Below are 19,668 nucleotides of genomic sequence, written 5' to 3'. Positions count from 1 at the left end.
CCGCAGTCCGCTGCGGGTAACGCCCTTCCCCCCTGCTCCCGTCTGGTTCAACGCATCGCCGGTGTCAGCATCAGCAACAGCGTACATCCCATCCCTATCGCCCATACCAGGCTGCGCTGCCAGTGCAGATCGGCCCAGTAGAAGATCAGATACAGAACCCGCGCGATCACGAAGATCACCGCCAGCCAATCGACCAGCCAGCCACTGCTCTGGGTGACGTGCGCCATCAGCACGCCCACCGCGAACAGCGGAAAGGCTTCGAAGCTGTTCTGATGCGCCGCCAATGCCCGCGCACCGAAACCGGTCAAGCGCGCCTGCTGAGCCCGCGGATGGTGATTGTCGTACGTGCCGCCCTCCTGCTTCATCGCCCTGGCTACCGGCGCTTTAGCGATGAAAATCAGCAAGGCGCTGATGAAGATGCACCAGAATGGAATGCTCACTCGCTCTTCTCCTTGGCCGGCTCGAAGGTCGGCGTTTGTGTGTACACCATGACTTCCAGTACATCCGAATGAAATTCGCGGCGGTACAACACCACCACGACCCCTGCGCTCACCATCATGAAGAACCAGGGGTTGATGAACCACGCCAGGGTGGCCATGCCGAAATAATAGGCGCGCAAGCCATAGTTGAACTGGTTGGCCGCCATCGAGATGACGCGCGCAGTGCGCTCGGCGAACGCCTTGCGTTCCTGCTCGGTAACGTGACGCTCACCGATCATCGGTGCCGAGCCCACCAGCACGGCGGCAAAGTTGTACTGGCGCATGCACCAGCTGAACGTGAAGAAGGCGTAGACGAACACCACGCCCAGGCACAGCAGCTTGACCTCGGAGATGCCACGGCTGGCCGACTGCACGAACGGCAGGTCGGCGAGTAGTGACACCGCGCGATCCGAGGCGCCAAGTACGGTGAGGATACCGGCCAGAATGATCAGCGTACTGGATGCGAAGAACGAGGCATTGCGTTCCAGGTTGCCGATCACGTTGGCATCGGCGATGCGGTTCTCGCGCAGCAACATGCGCCGCATCCAGTCCTCGCGATACAAGTGCAGTACGCTGGCCAGGCATGGCGTGGTGCGGCCCTTGGCATGGGCATAACGGGTGTAACCCGCCCAGCACAGAACGAACCAGCAGGCGGCAATCAAGTGGTGGAGATAGTCTTCGCTGATGGACATGCAAATTCCTTGTGGGGCGAGGGCCTGCCGGTGATCGCGCCCTCCTCTTCGAGTGGCGAGGAAACGGCAGCAGGCCTGCGAATTATAGCCACGCAAGACAGCAAAAAGCCGCTCCAGGGAGCGGCTTTCGTTCACGCGTTAAGGCCTAGGCCATGACTTGCTGGGGCTTGCCGCGCAACCAGTCGTAGCCGCTGGCGAGCGCCAGCATCAGCGCCGAGGGCAACAGCCAAGCCAGGCCCTGCTCGGCCAGCGGCAGGCTGGTCAGCCAACCTGGTAGCCAGCCGTCCAGGCCCGCTGCTTTCAAGCCATCGACGATACCGAACAGCGTCGCTACCAGCATCACCGGGCCAACAACGCGCGCGGCCGCGTTCCACAGCCCCCAGCAGAAGCTCAGCGCGATCAGTACGATGCACGGCGGGTAGATCGCCGTGAGCACCGGCACGGAAATCTGGATCAGCTTGGTCAGACCCAGGTTCGATACCAACAGCGAGAACGCTGCCAGGATGATCACCAGACTGCGGTAGGACAGCGGCACCAGACGGCTGAAATACTCCGCGCAGGCGCAGGTCAGGCCGACCGCGGTGACCAGGCATGCCAGGGAAATCAGCACTGCCAGGAAGCCGCTGCCCAGGCCGCCGAAAGTGTGCTGCACATAGGCATGCAGCACGGCCGCACCGTTGGTGGCGCCTTCGGCAATGGCATGGCTGCCGGCACCGAGGCGGAACAGGCTGATGTACACCAGCGCTAGGCCTACGCCGGCAATCAGCCCGGCGATGATCGCATAACGGGTGATCAGCTGCGGTGACGTGACGCCGCGCGAGCGGATGGCGTTGACGATCACGATGCCGAACACCAATGCGCCCAGCGTATCCATGGTCAGGTAACCATTGATGAAGCCCTGGGAGAATGGCGCAGCCTGGTAGGCCGGCGTCGCCGAACCCACGCCATCGGGCGTCAGCACGAACGCCGTGCCACCGAGGATCAGCAGCGCGAGAATCTTCATCGGCCCGAGCACCCGGCCGACCGTATCGAGCAGTCGGCCCGGATAGAGCGACACACCCAGCACGATGGCGAAGTACACCAGGCTGTAGATGAACAGTGCCAGCGGGCTCTCACCGGTCAGCGGTGCCAGGCCCACTTCGAACGACACCGTGGCGGTGCGCGGAGTGGCGAACAGCGGGCCGACCGCCAGGTAGCAGACCACGCCCAGCAGCACACCAGCGGCGCGCCCGATGGGCGTGCTGAGGGCGTCCATGGCGCCGCCGACCTTGGCCAGCGCGACCAGGGTAATGACCGGCAGCCCCACGGCGGTGATCAAAAAGCCCAATGCAGCCAGCCAGACATGCGGCCCGGCCTGCAGACCGACGATAGGCGGAAAAATGATGTTGCCGGCCCCGACGAACAGGGCGAACGTCATGAACCCCAGGGCGAGCACGTCCTGGCTTTTCAGGGAAGTCATCTAAGGAAATACCACATCACTAAAACGGAGTTGAGAGAGGGAGTCCCGATGGATAGAGGGAAACGTCATTCGCCCTTGTGGCGCGAACCTTGTTGCGGGCCCATTTCGGATAGAAACGAAACCCATTAGTTGCAAGGCTAACGATTTTGCCGCAAACGCCCCATCCGTTCCAGCCCGGCTGACGGCTGGCTGTAATGTGCTGTCGCTTGGGCAACAATTTTCGACTCTAGCAATTGCTTCAAAGCAATTTGGAGACGCGGCCTCCACATGATTCTGCCGCTTCGTCATCACCGGCGATTATCGCTATCCGTCATCAAATAGTGAGATCCATCACAGCCGCCTCTTCCCTCTATCTCGCACTGAGTCCATGCTTGGCCACTGGCGCAATGCCACCCTGAAAGTCCAGCTTGATCATACGGAAATGCAATACTGCGAAGGAGTGCAGCAGGATGCGAGTGCTTTTCATACACCAAAATTTCCCTGGGCAATTCCGACATATCGCCTCCAGCTTGGCGCGCCGGAAAGACGTCGAAATTCTGGCCATCGGTCGGGAGCAGGCGCCTGGGCTGCAGGGTGTGAAGCTGCTGCGCTACAAGCCTCATCGCAAGGCAAGTCCACAGACGCACCCCTACGTGCGCAGCTTTGAAGATGGTGTGTTGCATGGCCAGCAGGTGCTGCGCCTGCTACTGGATCTAAAGGGCAAAGGTTATCGCCCAGACGTGGTGATCGCGCATCCTGGGTGGGGGGAAAGCCTGTTCGTCAAAGAGGCATTCCCATCGGCGCGTTTGATTCATTTCTGCGAGTACTACTACCAGGCCCAAGGCGCAGATGCCGGGTTCGACCCTGAGTTCCCATTCGACACTAACGGTGCCGCAAGCATACGCAGCCGCAACGCACTGCACTTGCTCAACCTGGAAAACTGCGACCAAGCCATCACGCCGACACACTGGCAAAGAAGTCTGCATCCAGCGGCGTACCGAGATGGCATTCAGGTTATCCACGAAGGGATCGACCTAGCCGGCCTTGGGTACGATCCTGAGGCTACGCTGGAGCTGCCAACGGGGCGGGTGCTGAAGGCCGGGCAACCAATCTTGACGTACGTCGCGCGCAACCTTGAGCCCTATAGAGGCTTCCACAGTTTCATGCGCGCCTTGCCGCACATCCTCGAGGCACATCCAAGCTGCCAGGTCGTAGTGGTCGGCGGCGACGACGTCAGTTACGGCAGTCGGCCTAAGGACTCAGCCAACTGGCGCAGCAAACTACTGGCAGAGAATTCTTTCGACAGGTCGCGCGTACATTTTCTCGGCAAGCTGCCCTACCCCACCTACAAGCGAGTACTGCAGGTCTCTGCCGCCCATATCTACCTCACCTACCCCTTCGTGCTGTCCTGGTCACTGCTGGAAGCGATGGCCAGCGGCTGCCTGATCATCGGCTCAGACACCGCGCCAGTGCGTGAGGTGATCGAGGACGGACATAACGGCGTGCTGGTGGACTTCTTCGACAGTGGACAAATCGCCGAAAAGGCTCTGCTGGCCCTAACACAGCCTGATCGCTTTCAGCCCCTCAGACGGCTGGCAGCGATCACCGCCCAGAATTACTCGACGGACAACGGGGTCGCTGGATACCTGAAGGTGCTCGGCATCGACCTGGCAGCGATACCTGCCTGAATGCATTGGAGGCGTTAAGCCTTTTAAAACCACGCCCACGGTCTTGGCTGACATCTCCGCCGAGACCGTGGGCGTGTTCGATTGTGGTGATCCATCTAAGGAGTGGCTATGGATATTCAAGGCACGAACGGCAACGACACCCTGATCGGCATCGATGTAGCAGACCAGATTTCCGGCCTGGGAGGTGATGACCTTCTGATTGGCGGCGCCGGTTCTGACACGCTGGCCGGCGGCTTGGGCAACGACACACTGCGGGGCGGCCAGGGCGCGGATACTTATCGCTTCAGTCGCGGTGGCGGGCGTGACGTGATCGACGACGCGGAGGGTGACGGCTTCGTCAATCGTCTCGAATTCGACGCGGGCATCATGCCGGACGATGTCAATTGCCGACGTATCGGCGATGACCTGGTGCTAAGTCTGACCAACTCGAATGACCAAGTCATTGTGCGCAACTACTTCTCCACCGCGGGCCTGCCGGAAATCACGGAGATCGTCTTCGCCAATGGCCTCCATTGGCCACCTCACGAAGTAAGGATGAGAGTAGAGAGCGCCCCTCAGGGGACGCTTATGGTCGGTACCGCTGAAGCGGATACATTGTTCGGTGGTGCCACAGCAGACACCTTAGAAGGTGGTGCTGGCGATGATCTACTCAACGGTGGGAGCGGCGATGACCTACTGCTAGGCGGCGACGGAAACGACACATTGGTCAGCGTTCTTGGCTTCGACACCCTGGTGGGCGGCCAGGGCAATGACACCTATCGCCTCGTAGGTGACTGGGGCCAAGTACTCATCGACGAACAGGCCAGCAGTGGCTTCGATGTGGTCGAGATATTCAATGTGCCGTCGATCAACATGCAGCTCCAGCGAGTTGGCAATGACCTGATTTTGCTCCGACGAGACACAAGTGACAGAGTCACTATCAGCAACTATTTCAGCACAAGTGCTGACGGCCAAAGTGCCATCGAAGAGATTCGTTTCTCCGACCAGAGCTGGAACCGTACCCACGTTATCAATTTGCTGAGCGCTGGTACACCTTACAACGACAACCTGACAGGAACCGAGGCACCAGACTATCTGTTCGGAGGCTTGGGCGACGATCAGCTGTCTGGCCTGGGCGGCAACGACCGCCTGGAAGGCGGCGCGGGTAATGACACGCTGTACGGTGGTGCGGGCGACGATACGCTCATCGGTGGTGATGGTGATGACTGGCTCGATGGCGGCGAAGGCCACAACCAGCTCATCGGCGGTATGGGCAATGACACCTACGTAGTCGATCAACCCAGCAGTTTCATTCAGGAAGACGCTGACGGCGGTATCGATACGGTACGCAGCAGCACGCACCACTGGCTTAACTACGCCCTCGAAAACCTTATCCTGACCGGCAGCGCGAATAGCGACGGTTTCGGCAATGACCTGAATAACGAATTAACCGGCAATGCCGGCAACAACTACCTCGATGGTAAAGAGGGCAACGACCTCATCAACGGTATGGACGGTAACGACGTCCTGCAAGGAGGCATGGGTAACGACACCCTCTATGGCGGCGCAGGCAACGATACCCTCAACGGCGGCGACGGCGACGACTGGCTCGATGGCGGCGAAGGCTATGACCAGCTAATCGGTGGTATGGGCAACGACACTTATGTCATTGGCCAAGGCTACAGCTCCATTATCGAAAACAATAACGGCGGTATCGATACAGTACGCAGCAGCACGACCCACGTGCTTGGTTACGCCCTCGAAAATCTTGTCCTGACCGGCAGTGCCCATATCGATGGCAACGGCAACGAGTTGGACAACGAAATCACTGGTAATGCCGGCAATAACCGCCTCAAGGGCGAAGCCGGTAACGACCGCCTCTATGGTCTGGACGGCAACGACACGCTGGAGGGCGGCGCGGGCAACGACAGCCTTTATGGTGGCTCAGGCGACGACGAATTGCTCGGCGGTGATGGTGACGACTGGCTCGATGGGGGAGACGGATTCAATCGGCTGATTGGCGGGATGGGCAATGACACCTACGTCATCGACCAAAACAAATACTCGATTTACGAAGCCCCCGACGGCGGGCTGGACACAGTACGCAGCAGCATCAGCTTCGGCCTGGGCTATGCCCTTGAAAATCTCGTTCTTACCGGTACCGAGAATATCGACGGTTTTGGTAACGAGCTGAACAATGAGGTCACTGGCAATGCGGGCAACAACAAGCTCGAAGGCGGCGCAGGCAATGACTATCTCGACGGTGGCGCCGGTAACGACCAGCTCAGCGGAGGCATCGGCAACGACACCTACTTCTTCAGCCGAGGCTGGGGGCAAGACATCATCGCCGATAATGGCAATGGGCTGGACGTCATCCGGTTCGCTACCGGCATCCTGCCGAGCGATATCCAGGCGCTGCATCAGAGCGGAGACCTGATTCTCAAACTCAAGAATTCGACGGACTCTGTCCGCGTGGTCGGCTATTTCCTCAACAACGGTACGGGTAGCAACGCCATCGAAGAGATCCGCTTCGCCAATGGCCAGCTCTGGAGCTTCGGCCAAGTGCGCGCCCTGACACTGCGAGGGGAGAACGGAGACGATCTGCTCAACGGCTTCAACACCGCCGATACGATGGATGGCGGGACGGGAAACGACACCCTCAACGGTGCGGAAGGTAACGACCTGTTATACGGCGGTGACGGCAACGACCTTTTGAACGGCGGGACCGGCAACGACACCATGCGCGGCGGCCTTGGTAACGACACCTATGTGATCGATTCGCTTGGTGATGTAGTCCTAGAAAATCCAAACGAGGGTATCGACACCATCGAGTCCAGCATCAGCATTACCAGTGCGCTCAACGCCAATATTGAGAACCTGCGCCTGACTGGCAATGGCAACCTGACCGGCATTGGCAATTCCGCGAACAACCTGATCACTGGCAATCAGGGGGCCAACTACCTTGTTGGCAATGCCGGCAATGACACGCTGAGCGGCGAAGGTGGCAATGACACGCTTGAAGGCGGCATTGGCAATGATGTTTATCGCTTCGCCCGGGGCTGGGGCGCAGATACGGTGCAGAACTACGAGTCCACCTCTAATGGCTTCGATACCATTGAGTTCGCTGCGGACATCCAACCAGGCGACATCCGCGCCTCACGAAGTGGAAGCAACCTGGTGCTAAGCCTCAATGGCAGCGCAGATCGCATCACGGTTATCAATTACTTCCAGAACGATGGCGCCACCTCCTTCGCGGTGGACGAGATTCGCTTTGCCAACGGTACACGCTGGAGCATCTCGACCATCAAGGGGATGGTCCTACAGGGCACCAGCGGAAACGATACGCTCACTGGCTATGCCAGCGCCGACGTGATCAGCGGCGGCGCCGGCAATGACAGCATCATCGGTGGCAGTGGCAACGATACGCTCGACGGTGGCAGCGGTAACGATCTAATCGCCAGCGGTATTGGCGATGATCGCTTGGTGGGCGGTGCGGGCAACGACCAGCTGCAAGGTGGCTCGGGTAATGATCTCTATGTCTTCGCCCGGGGCTGGGGCCAGGACGTGATCGACGACTCGGAGGGGGCACTGGATGTCATCGAGTTTGCAGCAGGGATCACGCCTGGCGAAATCATGGTCAGCCACGAAGGCGAAGACCTGCTGCTTAAGTTGCTGGGCAGCACCGACAGCATCCGTGTCGTGGGTTACTTCACAGCCGAGGGCCTTGGCACGTTGGAGCAGATCCGCTTCGTCGACGGCACTCAATGGCTGCCAGAGCAGCTCCGATCGCGAGTGCTCCAAGGCGATGCCGGTAACGACAACCTGATTGGATTCGCCAGTGCAGACCTGCTCAACGGCTACGCCGGTAACGATAGCCTGTACGGCCTGGCAGGCAACGACACGCTTTACGGTGGTGCGGGGAACGACCTGCTGGACGGTGGAGATGGCGATGACCTGCTAAGTGGCGACACCGGCGCCGATACGCTGATTGGTGGCGCCGGCGATGACCGCTATTGGGTGGATGCAGATGACGTTGTGATCGAGGCTGTGGATGGCGGCATCGACACGATCGAATCACACGCCTCCTGGACCTTGGGCGACAACATCGAAAACCTGACCCTCATCGGGCCAGCGGTAGAAGGCATCGGCAATGCGCTGAACAATGATATCCGCGGTGGAGACGGCAACAACCTGTTGTGCGGTGAAGCCGGTGATGACCGCCTTAACGGCGGGTTTGGCAACGACACCTTGGTAGGCGGTACGGGTAACGATACCTACGTGTTCGACAACGACTGGGGGCAGGATGTCATCCACAACCAGGACGATGGTGTGGGCAAGCACGACGTCATCGACTTCGCGGCCTTCAATCCCGAGCACATCAGCTTCCGCCGTATCGGAGGCGACCTGGTATTCAGCCGCAATAACACTCAGGACACAATCACTGTCGTCGGCTTCTTCGAAGGTGATGGCAAGGGCCCGGCCTCGATTGAGGAGGTCCGCTTCGCCAATGGCATCGTTTGGACAGGCGACTACATCCGCAACAGCACGCTGCGGAGTTCTTCCGGCAACGATACCCTGCTGGGCTTCTCTACTAACGACAGCCTTTCCGGTGATGAGGGTAACGATGAACTGCATGGCTTGGACGGCGATGACACCCTCGACGGCGGTGCAGGTGATGACAGGCTGTTCGGCGGTGCTGGAAACGACCGCCTGATCGGTGGCTTGGGCAATGACAGCATGGAAGGCGGAGCCGGGGATGACATCTACCAGGTCGACTCCCTGGAAGATGCAGTGATCGAGAGCGCGGATGCGGGCATCGACACTATCGAGTCCAGCGTAAGTCTGACCCTCGGTGCAAATATCGAAAACCTACTGCTCACCGGTACCACGGCCATCAATGGCACAGGCAATGCGCTGGATAATCTGCTAATCGGCAACGAGGCGGCGAACAGGCTCAGCGGCGGCGCGGGTGCTGATCGCCTAATCGGTGGCGCCGGCAACGATACACTCAGCGGCGGAGCAGGCAACGACACTTATGTGTTCGAGCGAGGCTGGGGTCAGGACACGCTGAACAACTTCGACTCCAGCGCCGGTAAACGCGACACCATCGAGTTTGGCATGGGGATATCTCCCAGCGACATCGTCGTCCGAAAGTCTGGGTCAGACCTACAGCTGACGCTCAAGGGCAGCGATGACCGAATCACCATCACAAATGCGCTCGTCAGTGGCTGGAGCGCCACGAACATCGTGGATGAAGTCCGTTTCGCCGACGGCACCGTTTGGAACGCTGAGCAGTTACGCACCCAGTCGATGCATGGGGGTGATGGAAACGATTGGCTGGGCGGATACAACTTTGATGACCTGATTGTCGGCGGCCTCGGCAACGACTCTCTGAGCGGGCTGGGTGGCAACGATACCCTTGATGGAGGGCCTGGCAACGACAACCTGCAGGGCGGTTACGGTAACGATGTTTATCTCTTTGCCCGTGGATGGGGCCAGGACACCATCGCCGACGTGGATGTAGCCTCTGGCAGTGCCGATGCCATCGCATTCGGCGAAGGCATTACAGCCGAGGACATCCTATTCAGCCACGCGGATGGCAATCTCAACCTGCAGCTCAAAGGCTCGACCGACAGCATTAGCGTGTACGGCTACTTCCGCTTCGACACCCATGTGATCGAGGAAATACGCTTTGCAGACGGAAGTGTCGTGACCTATAAACAGCTCCAGCAATCATTTCTTACTGGGGGCGATGACAATGATGTCCTGACGGGCTTCCCACTGAGCGACCTGATGACGGGCGGCCTAGGCAACGACACGCTACGCGGCATGGACGGCAATGACACTTTGCTGGGTGGCGCGGGAGATGACTGGCTGCATGGTGGCTTCGGTAACGATCTACTTCAGGGCGGTGCTGGAAACGATACCCTTATAGGTGGCGCCGGTTCGGACACCTACCTGTTTGGCCGCGGTGACGGACAGGATAGAATCGACAACTCCGAAGCGACTGCCGACAGCTTAGACACCTTGTCATTCGGCGAAGGTATATCAGCAGAGCAGCTCTGGTTCCGCCAAAGTGGCAACAACCTGGATGTCAGCCTAATCGATGGCACGGAGCGGATAACCATCTCGAACTGGTACAGCGGCAGCGCCTATCAACTCGACCAGTTCAAGTCTGCCGATGGCAAGACCTTGCTGGACAGCCAAGTACAAGGGCTGGTGGATGCGATGGCCGCTTTCGGCGTTCCAGCGGGGGCAGAGGGTAATCTCACCACTGCCCAACGAGATGAGCTGAATCTGGTGATCGCTGCCAACTGGCAGTAATCGAGTGAATGGCTTGGCGAGCAACTCGCCAAGCCACCACAAGACGCCGTTTAAGTTTTTGAACAGCGAACCAGTAGAATCCCAAAGCGAAGGCCGCAGCCCCTGCCAAAGCAGGAGCTACGGCCCTTTTGGGTTTTACTGCCAGTTAGCAGCTATAGCAACATTGAGCTGATCTCTCTGCGCTTGCGTCAGATTGATCTCACCTCCAGCAGGTGCGCCGAAAGCAGCCATGGCGTTGACGAGGTTATCGACCTGATTGGCGTACAACGAAGAGCTTCCAGCCTGGATGACATCCAGACGTTGAGCCGTATTGGTATACCAATCCTGAACAGTGACACTGTCCGCTGAACCGCGTACGTCAATAACCAAGTTATTACCTTGGCGAGACAGCCAGAGGTTCTCCCGGCTAATACCTTCGATACTTAGCACATCATTATCCGCCGGCGTATTGGACAGGTTGTTGATCACATCCTGCCCGTCACCAGCAGCGAAGTAATAGGTATCGCTACCGTCACCGCCGAGTAGGTAGTCATTACCCTTACCTCCGCGTAGCTTGTCATTGCCCGCTCCGCCGTCGATCAGGTCTGCATCAGATGATCCTAGGATATTCTGATCCCCTGCTTGGCCAACCAGAATGGTCCCGAAGCTTCGCTCGTCAGGCAGTCCCTGATAGTTAGGCGAACCTTTGGTATCCGGGTTAGTAAGCTTGAAAGCGCTAAACACTTGAGCCGCGGTCAACTGGCCACCGGAGGCGAAGCTGATTACATCGACGACGTAATCACCGCCCAGGAACCAGTTCTTGATTGTGACCTGATCACTGCCTCCGCTGACTTTGAGCACCAAGTCATTACCACTCTTCATCAACCCGCTGGAGACTTGACTTGAGGTAATGCCATCGAAACGCAGCGTATCGAATCCACCGCCGACGTTATCGATGACGTCCTGACCACCACCTGCTGCAAATACATAGGTGTCATCACCACGACCACCGATAAGCGTGTCATTACCGGCCCCACCGTTGAGCGTATCGTTGCCATTGCCACCTTCGAGGCGGTCATTGCCAGCACCGCCGAAAAGTTGGTCATTGCCATTGAAGCCTTTTAACAGGTCACGCTGCGCGGTGCCGTTGAGCGCAGCATCATTACCAGACGTCCCCTGAACAGTGGTGTCGAATGCCGAAGCAGGAGCCGTCGGCACAGCCAGACCAAACGCGTTGAAGATCTGCGCGGAAGTGATCTGCCCCCCGGTTTCGAAGGTGAAGGTCTCAACCAGATTGTCACCACCGAGGAAAAAGTCTTTGAGGGTGACCTGGTTTGCAGCGCTGCCATTCACCTTGAGGATCAGATCATTGCCAGATTTGCTCAGACCAGAAGAGACTTGGTTGAAGGTAATACCGTTAGCGAAACGCAGCGTATCGTTGCCACCAGACTCCTCGATTACATCCTGGCCGGCCGTGTACACATAGGTATCGTCTCCAATACCTCCCAGCAACAGATCATTACCCGCGGCGCCGTTCAACGTGTCATTACCAGCACCGCCAATGAGGACGTCATTCGAAGCAGTACCAGTGATGACGTCGTTGCCACCCAACCCTGCGACCGGAGGTTGCTCGCCACCTGGGTTGGTGCCCCCCCCGGGCTGACCACCACCGCCCGGGTTTTCACCAGTCCCTGGGCTGCCAGTGCCAGGCAATGCGGTCAGCAAACTGGCTATCTGAGCAGTGGTGATATAACTGCCACCATCAGGCTGAACGTAATCAATGGCGTAGTCCCCTCCCAAGAAGTGGTCGGTTACTTTGACCTGCTGCTTGAGATCTCCATCCACCAGAATTAGCAGATCGTTACCCTCGCGATGGAAGCTCAGCCGAGTACGCGCGATACCGATGAAAAACGCGCCGTCAAAGCCGCCACCACTGTTGTCGATCACATCCACACCGCCACCAGCGCGGTAGTAGTACTGGTCATCACCAGCGCCGCCGGCAAGTCGGTCGTTGCCATCCTCACCATCGAGCACATCGTTGCCATTGCCGCCGATCAAGGTGTCGTTACCTGAACCTGCCTGCGAGCCATTACCGCCGGAGAGGTAATCATTGCCATCGCCCCCCTCAAGCTGGTCATCGCCCCCCATGCCAAACAATGTGTCGTTTCCGGCCAGGCCACGCACCATGTCTTTACCCTGTCCTCCAACGAGCTGCTCCCCAGCAGTAGTTCCTTCTACAAGGGTTTCAAATGCTCCTGGGACGCTACCAGCAGCAATGATCTGACCTATGCGGGTGGCACTGATCATGAAGCCCCCATCAGGCTGTACATAGCTGATGGCCTTATCACCGCCAAGGAAATGACCTAATACTCGCACTGATTGCGAGGCATCCTTATCCACCAGAATCAGTAGATCATTGCCATCACGCTTGAAGGTCAGGCGCGCTTCGTCAATACCCCCGCTGAAGAACACTCCATCATTGCCGCCACCGGTATTGTCGATGGTGTCTACGCCGCCATTTGGGAAGTAAACATACTTGTCATCGCCGGCGCCCCCCACCAGCAGGTCATTACCGCTGCCACCCATCAACTGGTCGTTGCCCAGCCCCCCGTAGAGGGTGTCGTTACCTACTTCGCCATCTAGATAGTCGTTGCCCCCCTGGCCATGAATAACATCATCACCAGCGCGACCCCATGCCTGGTCATCGCCCTCGCCTAAGTTCATATGGTCATTCAGGTCGCGATAGCCGATGAAGCGGTCGACTTCGGAAGTCCCCTGCCAGACCACTCGACTCTCCACATCCACCTGGCTCAACTTACTGCCGTCGGCGAAAACGAATTGCTCCAGCTTGAAGTGATCGGTAGGTTCTTGGAACCAGTTCTGCACCGTGATCGAGTCAGTACCGTTGGCATGCTCGATGATCAGATCCAGGCCACGACGGTAAAAACTCAGGTCTGTGGCGCGAATGCCCTGGCCAAAGCTCAGCGTGTCGAAACTCGGTGCAATATTGCTGTACGCCTCGTTGGCGCGTCGCTCGATCAGCAGGTCTTTACCGTCACCCAGATTGAACAGGTAGGTATCATCGCCGAAGGAGCCGTAAAGCGTGTCATTGCCGGCGCCGCCTTCCAGGGTGTTGCTGCCTTGGTCCCAAGGGTTGCTGTATGCAACCAGGGTATCTGCGCCGGCGCCGCCCAACAGGGTATCGAAGCCTTGCCCTTGGAGTTCGTCATCGCCATTGCCGCCTTCGAGCAAACCAGAGCCTGTCAGGCTATCGTTGCCTTCGCCACCGATGAGATGCCCAGAGCCCTGGATCGTGTCGTTACCAGTACCGCCGTCCAGGACACCATTACCGGTTAGGATATCGTCACCGGCTTCGCCGAAGAGCTGGTCATCTCCCTCGTCACCATTCAGGGTGTCATTACCGTCACCACCGTAGACCAGATCGTTGCCAGAAGAGGCGTTGATAAGATCGTCACCAGCATCACCAAAAAGCTGGTCATTACCTTCCGCTCCTTGCAGGGTATCGTCACCTTCGTTGCCGTGAATGACATCGGAGCCACCTACACCAATAAGGGAGTCATTACCCAAGCCGCCATTGATGATGTCGTTACCGGAGAACCCGTAGATAACATCGTCGCCATCGGTGCTACGCAATGCCTGCAACTTGATCTGTTCATAGTCCCACACGGTACCGTCAGAGAAAACGAACTGCTCGATCTGAGTACTCCCTACCATGCCGGACCAGTAATCGACATGGCCGCGAATGAGCAGCTCATCACCAGTAGCTGTATTTACGACACGCAAGTCTGAGAGGTCGCGACGTAGCAATAGGTCTGCAGGCGAAACATCGAAGTAAACGGTATCGGAACCGTCACTATCGATGATCACATCTCGGCCCCAGCCAGCTGAGAACACATAGGTGTCATTGCCCCCTCCGCCCCGGAGTTCATCATTGCCACTGCCGCCCTCCAGGCGGTCGTCGCCATCACCGCCGTTGAGCGTGTCGTTACCTGCGTTGCCATGCAAAACATCGTCGCCCAGCTCGCCGTTCAGGGTGTCGTCGCCATCTCCACCGCTGACCGTGTCGTTACCATTGCCAGCGAACACCAAGTCATTGCCAGCACCAGCGTCGAAGATATCGCTGTCAGCGTGACCGTATATGGTGTCGTTTTGCGCAGTTCCCTCAAGGGCTTTTTGCTTGATGGTCGCGTAGTCCCAGGTGCTGCTATCGGCGAACACAAACGACTCGATGGCACTGCCGGGGACCTGACCAGCGCGGTCGGAGAACTGCCCAGCGATGCGTAACTGATCGCCAGTCACAGAGTTACGGACAACCAAGTCGTAACCATCGCGGCGTAGTAAGAGGTCGCCTGGTGCGACGTCGGAAAACATCACGCTGTCCACGCCGGAGGTGTCGGATAGCTCATCCGACCCCCAGCCCGTGGCAAGCAAATAGTGATCGTTGCCATCACCGCCGGCGAGAAGATCATCACCGCTGCCGCCATCGAGGGTGTCGTCGCCAACCCCTCCGTACAGCACATCACTACCAAGGCCGCCGGTGATAATGTCATTACCAGCGCCTGCGTAGATGGTGTCATCGCCATCCAGGCCATCAATGGCATCGTCACCCGAATAGCCATAGATAAGGTCAGCGTACGCAGTGCCAGCTAGGGTCAGGTCATGCAATTGCGCTGCATCAATAAACGACTGAACCCCATCACCGTATTGAAGCATGATGCCGCTAAAGGGAATCTCGTCACGGAAGAACGAGCGCAGGCTTATACGATCATCCGGGCTGCTGAGGAAAGTGACTTCCAAACTGGTGCCATTGCGTCGGAATACCAGTTCTTCAAGAGGCAGCCCGGATACGTAGATGGTCACCACGCCTTCATAGGCATCGACAATTTCGTCCTTGCCATCGCCTCTGGCAAAAAGGTAACTGTTGGTGCCGTTGCCACCGTTCAGCAGGTCATCGCCCTTACCGCCTGCCAGGAAGTCATCACCCGCGTCACCGTATAGATAATCGCTGCCGTCACCGCCGCGCAGGGTGTCACGCCCAGCACCACCGATCAGACGGTCATTACCGGCACCACCAATCAGCGTGTCGTCACCGGTACCGCCATCCAGGTAGTCGTCACCATCACCACCGCTGAGCAAATCGTTGCCGTCTTCACCGAAAAGCGTGTCATAACCCTCTTCGCCATAGAGCTGATCGTCGCCAGTACCGCCGCGCAACGTATCATTACCGTCACCGCCGAGCAGGGTGTCATTGCCACCGTTGCCAAACAGTTGGTCGTTACCAGCCAGCCCGGAAAGGGTCTCGCCGGCTTCGTAGCCGTGCACGACGTCATTCCCGGCCGTGGCTTGTAGCGCCTTGGCTTTGATGTCTGCGATGGTCCAGACCGTACCGTCGTGGAACTCGAAGCGCTCCACCGCAGTACCATTGGTAGCCTCGCTAACAAAATAGCCGGTAAGCCGGATGCTATCGGTAGCCGAGGTGAAAACGATCAGATCGGTGCCACTGCGCTTAACAGTGACCGCCGTCGAATCAATCCCCTGACCAAACACCACACGATCAACCTTGCCACTGGCCTCGCCAGCATTCTCGATAACATCGATACCATGGCCTGCGTCAAACACGTACGTATCGCTGCCCTTACCACCGATGAGCGTGTCGTTACCAATGCCACCATTGAGGGTGTCGTTACCGTCATCCCCCATCAAAATGTCATTGCCTGCACCACCGCTGAGTTGGTCGTTACCAGCCAGGCCATGGACCTGGTCGTTGCCTGCCAGTGCATCGATGACATCGCCTTGCGCCGCGCCAAAAATCAGATCGTCGCCTTGCGTAATCGCCGCTTGGGTAAGCAGCGTGACGATCTGCTGCTGGCTAAGGCTCGAGCCATCAGCAAAATGGATCAGCTCAATAGCGCCGAAGTCCAGCGTACCGTTGAAGTCGAAGAAGTTATCGATGCGTACCGAGCCGGAAGGCGTGCCATCAGCGTTATTGACGTTGATCCAGACAGTCGTGGTATTGCGGGTAAAGACAAGGTCGGCCTGCCTGATGCCTGCACCAAACACAATCTGGTCCAGCCCACCACGGTCGAGGATCACATCATCACCTTGGCCACGAGTAAAGTGGTAGGTGTCGCCGCCAGTAGAGCCATACAGACGGTCGTTGCCCCCCTGACCATAGAAAATGGTGCCAGCGGTCACGCCATAAAGGTTATCTGCACCAGCAGTTCCGATCTTTGCAGAGAAATCAAAGAATGGAGCCAGGTCTAGATCAAGCGTGGCAATGGCCTGAAACGCGGCATCGCGTTGGGCGCGGTAGGCTGGGGAGTATGTTCCGAGGTCAGTCAGAACGGTGATGATGCCGGCAATACGATCAGCTTTGCCTTCTGCCTGCAGCGTATCGAGAATGCCGTGCAGCTTGTCCCATTGCACAACGATACTGGCGGCATCAGAACCGAAGGCCGAACGGATGATGCTTAGTTCAGAACGGTATTCGGTCTGCGCTAGAATTTGTGCAGCCGTGAATTTCTTGAACTCCAGGTATTCCGCCACAAGCAAAGGTGCAGCCTGACCGTGTGGGTTGGGATCACGCTCTCCCCAACACCAAGTGCCTAAGTAAGGTCGGCCAACGAGGTTTTCCAGCGTGACCAGCTGGCGCGCGTCCATAACATGGCCATAGATTTTCTTCGGGTCGCGACTGTAAGGATCGACACCATCCGCACCAGCCCAGCGGTAAATAAGGTTGTCGAGTAAGGCATCTCGGCTAGCGGCATCTGTCGCTGACGTGTACTGAGTCAAGAGCGCTTTCAACTCAGGATCAAGTGCCATGGCCTGATGAAGATCATGTACTTTGCCGAACCCTTTAGAGTTGGCAAGGAAATAGATATCCGGCGTAAGCTCGATATCGCCACTATTTATCCGCTTTCCGCTATCGACCCTGAACCACACATCGGCGGCCGTAGAAGCCGTGCCATTATTCAACATCACCGTTGCTATTTGTCGATGCTCATGGCCATGAGCATCGACATGGCCTGAGTTTTTATAGCCAGTACTGATGGAGACTACACCCGCATCGGCCAGGCTCTGCAACTCGCCTTCTTCGCTAATACCATTGCCATTTAAATCTCGCCATACTTGCAGCGATGCGTATGAGGCATCTTGAGCGTCGACTACCCCATCACCGTTATTATCGTACTCAGCGAGAGCTTGAAAACCATTCTGGGCAGTCTCACCGTTGCTGAGTAAGCTGTGGTTACCAAACAACTCTGTACCATTACTAATCCGTCCATTACCGTCTCGATCATGGACAAGCAAACCATCGTCGCTACTGACCCACCCCGTACTTTCGCTAAGGCCATCGGCATCAAGGTCAAAGAACTTTTCACCAATGGGTAGCGTCTCTACACCATCACCGTCGAGATCGATTATGATAGGAGATGTTTTCGTTTCTGCACCGCCCGTGCTAGGACCGCCATCAGGCGGAGGCGGCGGACTCTCCTCTTCCTCCTCATCAGTAAGTACAATGTGAAGAGAGCTTTGATTTTTGTCGTAATTATTGATAGTCAAGCCACCATTAATTACTAACGTAGTACCACTAAGTACATAGGTATTTCCACCACCACGGTACGTATTCTCTGGATCCGACTCCTTGCGAGTCCCTCCCGTTAAAACTTTACCATTGAGAACAACATTCCCTAAGCCATCAAGATCGCTGATGGTGTCTTTGCTATCTACAATGTAGACATCATAACCCGTCCCACCAAACAAATGATCAGCATCAGCTCCGCCATCGAGGAAGTCATGTCCATCTCCACCTTCAATGGTGTCCGCCCCTGCACCGCCATAAATTTGATCGTTATCACCCTCGCCGTAGAGAATATCGCTATCATTACCCCCGCGAATTACATCATCACCAGAACCACCATATATAGTATCCGCACCACCAAACCCATATATGAAATCTGACTTCTCATCACCTCGAACTAAGTTACCAGCACTATTACCATGAATTAAATTATTACCACTCGACAATAGCTCGCTAGCATCTATATCTATTTGGCCTTCACGCAAAATATATGCAGCATCTAGATGCGCCCCACCTGCATAAGTCGATGACAAACTCGAAAGAGCAGGCGCAATGGATGACTTCAGGTCTCGCAACAACTCTGGAGGCAAACCTGAAACCTTATTAAAAAGCGTATTTTGTTGTCCCGCCGAGTTGATATGGATCCCGCGCAACAAGTAGTCGACAGTAGAGAAGGCTTCCTCAGAACTTGCGCCCCCCGTAGTAGCATTATCAAAAAGACCGAACGCATCAGATTCTCTGACCCTCCTAGCTCGATAATCACTTGATGATGTAGTGAAATACCTGATTTCCGCCCATATCTTTGCTCTAGTATTATCCTGGGATTGTTGAACAGTTCCGTTTGCAAGCCCTATCAATGTTGGCGAATTAGGAATCTGGTATAGAACACTTAGAATTGCTGCGCGCTCCTTTGATGCTGGCATAGAAGCCAACGAGACGCGAGTTTCGACTCCGATCTGCAAATGGTGGGCCAGCATTTCATTTGCGTCTTGAATATTTCCAAGACGTAGCTCCAAACGATTGGCATAATTACGCATGACAGCTGTATATTTGGCAAGCAGCGTCGCATTAGCAGGGACACCCAAAGCATTTGCAGCTATGACGCCATCTAGATTCTGATGTTTCTGCGCATCAGTATTATTAGCCTTATAAAAAGCTCTGACCGATCTAGCCTCACTCAACAGCGAAGCATCATTATTAGATAGCGGTTGAAGCCCTGCTGCGGCGAGATAACTATTAATCTCAGCAGTGCCGCGCACCAGCAAGTCAGTACCATACCCTATAGCGATACTTTCACTACCATCGTAATGAGACGCCAGATCAGCCCCTTGTACTGTGCCATTCAGCTCCCTAAGAAAAACCGGCTGATTCTCGCTTGATTTAATAAACGCCAACAAATAGTTTTCATAACTACCGTAGTCCCTATTAAATGCATCTACAGGGTGTCCAGAAAGCACATACGACTGACTTGTATTAACTGCCATATCCT

6 protein-coding genes are annotated in these 19,668 nt (G+C 56.8%); 2 read left to right on the top strand and 4 right to left on the bottom strand.

Annotated features, from left to right (window positions below; all coding sequences use genetic code 11):
* Positions 1-47 precede the first annotated feature (47 nt).
* The 3 genes from BVH06_RS00765 to brnQ form a co-directional block, all read right to left on the bottom strand.
* Positions 48-440, bottom strand: coding sequence for an MAPEG family protein (locus BVH06_RS00765; RefSeq protein ID WP_075930116.1), 393 nt, complete (start codon positions 438-440; stop codon positions 48-50).
* The gene (locus BVH06_RS00760; RefSeq protein ID WP_075930115.1) at positions 437-1,171 is read right to left on the bottom strand and encodes a DUF599 domain-containing protein; all 735 of its coding nucleotides are present in this window, start codon (positions 1,169-1,171) and stop codon (positions 437-439) included. The genes BVH06_RS00765 and BVH06_RS00760 overlap by 4 nt, the downstream gene beginning before the upstream one ends.
* A 145-nt stretch (positions 1,172-1,316) precedes the next feature.
* On the bottom strand, positions 1,317-2,630 hold the full coding sequence (gene brnQ / locus BVH06_RS00755; RefSeq protein WP_075932843.1) for a branched-chain amino acid transport system II carrier protein: 1,314 nt from the start codon (positions 2,628-2,630) through the stop codon (positions 1,317-1,319).
* Between the two features lie 449 nt (positions 2,631-3,079).
* Here brnQ and BVH06_RS00750 point away from each other — a divergent pair, with 449 nt between their 5' ends.
* Together BVH06_RS00750 and BVH06_RS25190 are read left to right on the top strand one after the other, a co-directional pair.
* Positions 3,080-4,297, top strand: coding sequence for a glycosyltransferase family 4 protein (locus tag BVH06_RS00750; protein WP_075932842.1), 1,218 nt, complete (start codon positions 3,080-3,082; stop codon positions 4,295-4,297).
* A 108-nt stretch (positions 4,298-4,405) separates the two neighbouring features.
* Positions 4,406-10,600 carry a calcium-binding protein gene (locus BVH06_RS25190; RefSeq protein ID WP_139315523.1) on the top strand — a complete coding sequence of 2,065 codons (6,195 nt, stop codon included), beginning with the start codon at positions 4,406-4,408 and terminating at the stop codon, positions 10,598-10,600.
* Positions 10,601-10,735: 135 nt separating this feature from the next.
* Here the strand turns inward: BVH06_RS25190 and BVH06_RS26130 are convergent, their stop codons facing one another.
* Positions 10,736-19,663: a calcium-binding protein gene (locus BVH06_RS26130; RefSeq protein WP_139315522.1), complete on the bottom strand. Its 8,928-nt coding sequence runs from the start codon at positions 19,661-19,663 to the stop codon at positions 10,736-10,738.
* Positions 19,664-19,668: the final 5 nt, after the last annotated feature.

Origin of the sequence: Pseudomonas sp. PA27(2017), assembly GCF_001945445.1 — a bacterium.
Classification (GTDB): Bacteria; Pseudomonadota; Gammaproteobacteria; order Pseudomonadales; family Pseudomonadaceae; genus Aquipseudomonas.
The sequence above is the reverse complement of the archived record's forward strand: the minus strand, read 5'-3'. Positions and strand labels throughout refer to the sequence as shown.

Excerpts from the sequence above, each read along its gene's own strand:
- brnQ (WP_075932843.1), bottom strand. The coding sequence starts at position 2,630 with ATGACTTCCCTGAAAAGCCAGGACGTGCTCGCCCTGGGGTTCATGACG.
- BVH06_RS25190 (WP_139315523.1), top strand. The coding sequence starts at position 4,406 with ATGGATATTCAAGGCACGAACGGCAACGACACCCTGATCGGCATCGAT.
- BVH06_RS00760 (WP_075930115.1), bottom strand. The coding sequence starts at position 1,171 with ATGTCCATCAGCGAAGACTATCTCCACCACTTGATTGCCGCCTGCTGG.
- BVH06_RS26130 (WP_139315522.1), bottom strand. The coding sequence starts at position 19,663 with ATGGCAGTTAATACAAGTCAGTCGTATGTGCTTTCTGGACACCCTGTA.
- BVH06_RS00750 (WP_075932842.1), top strand. The coding sequence starts at position 3,080 with ATGCGAGTGCTTTTCATACACCAAAATTTCCCTGGGCAATTCCGACAT.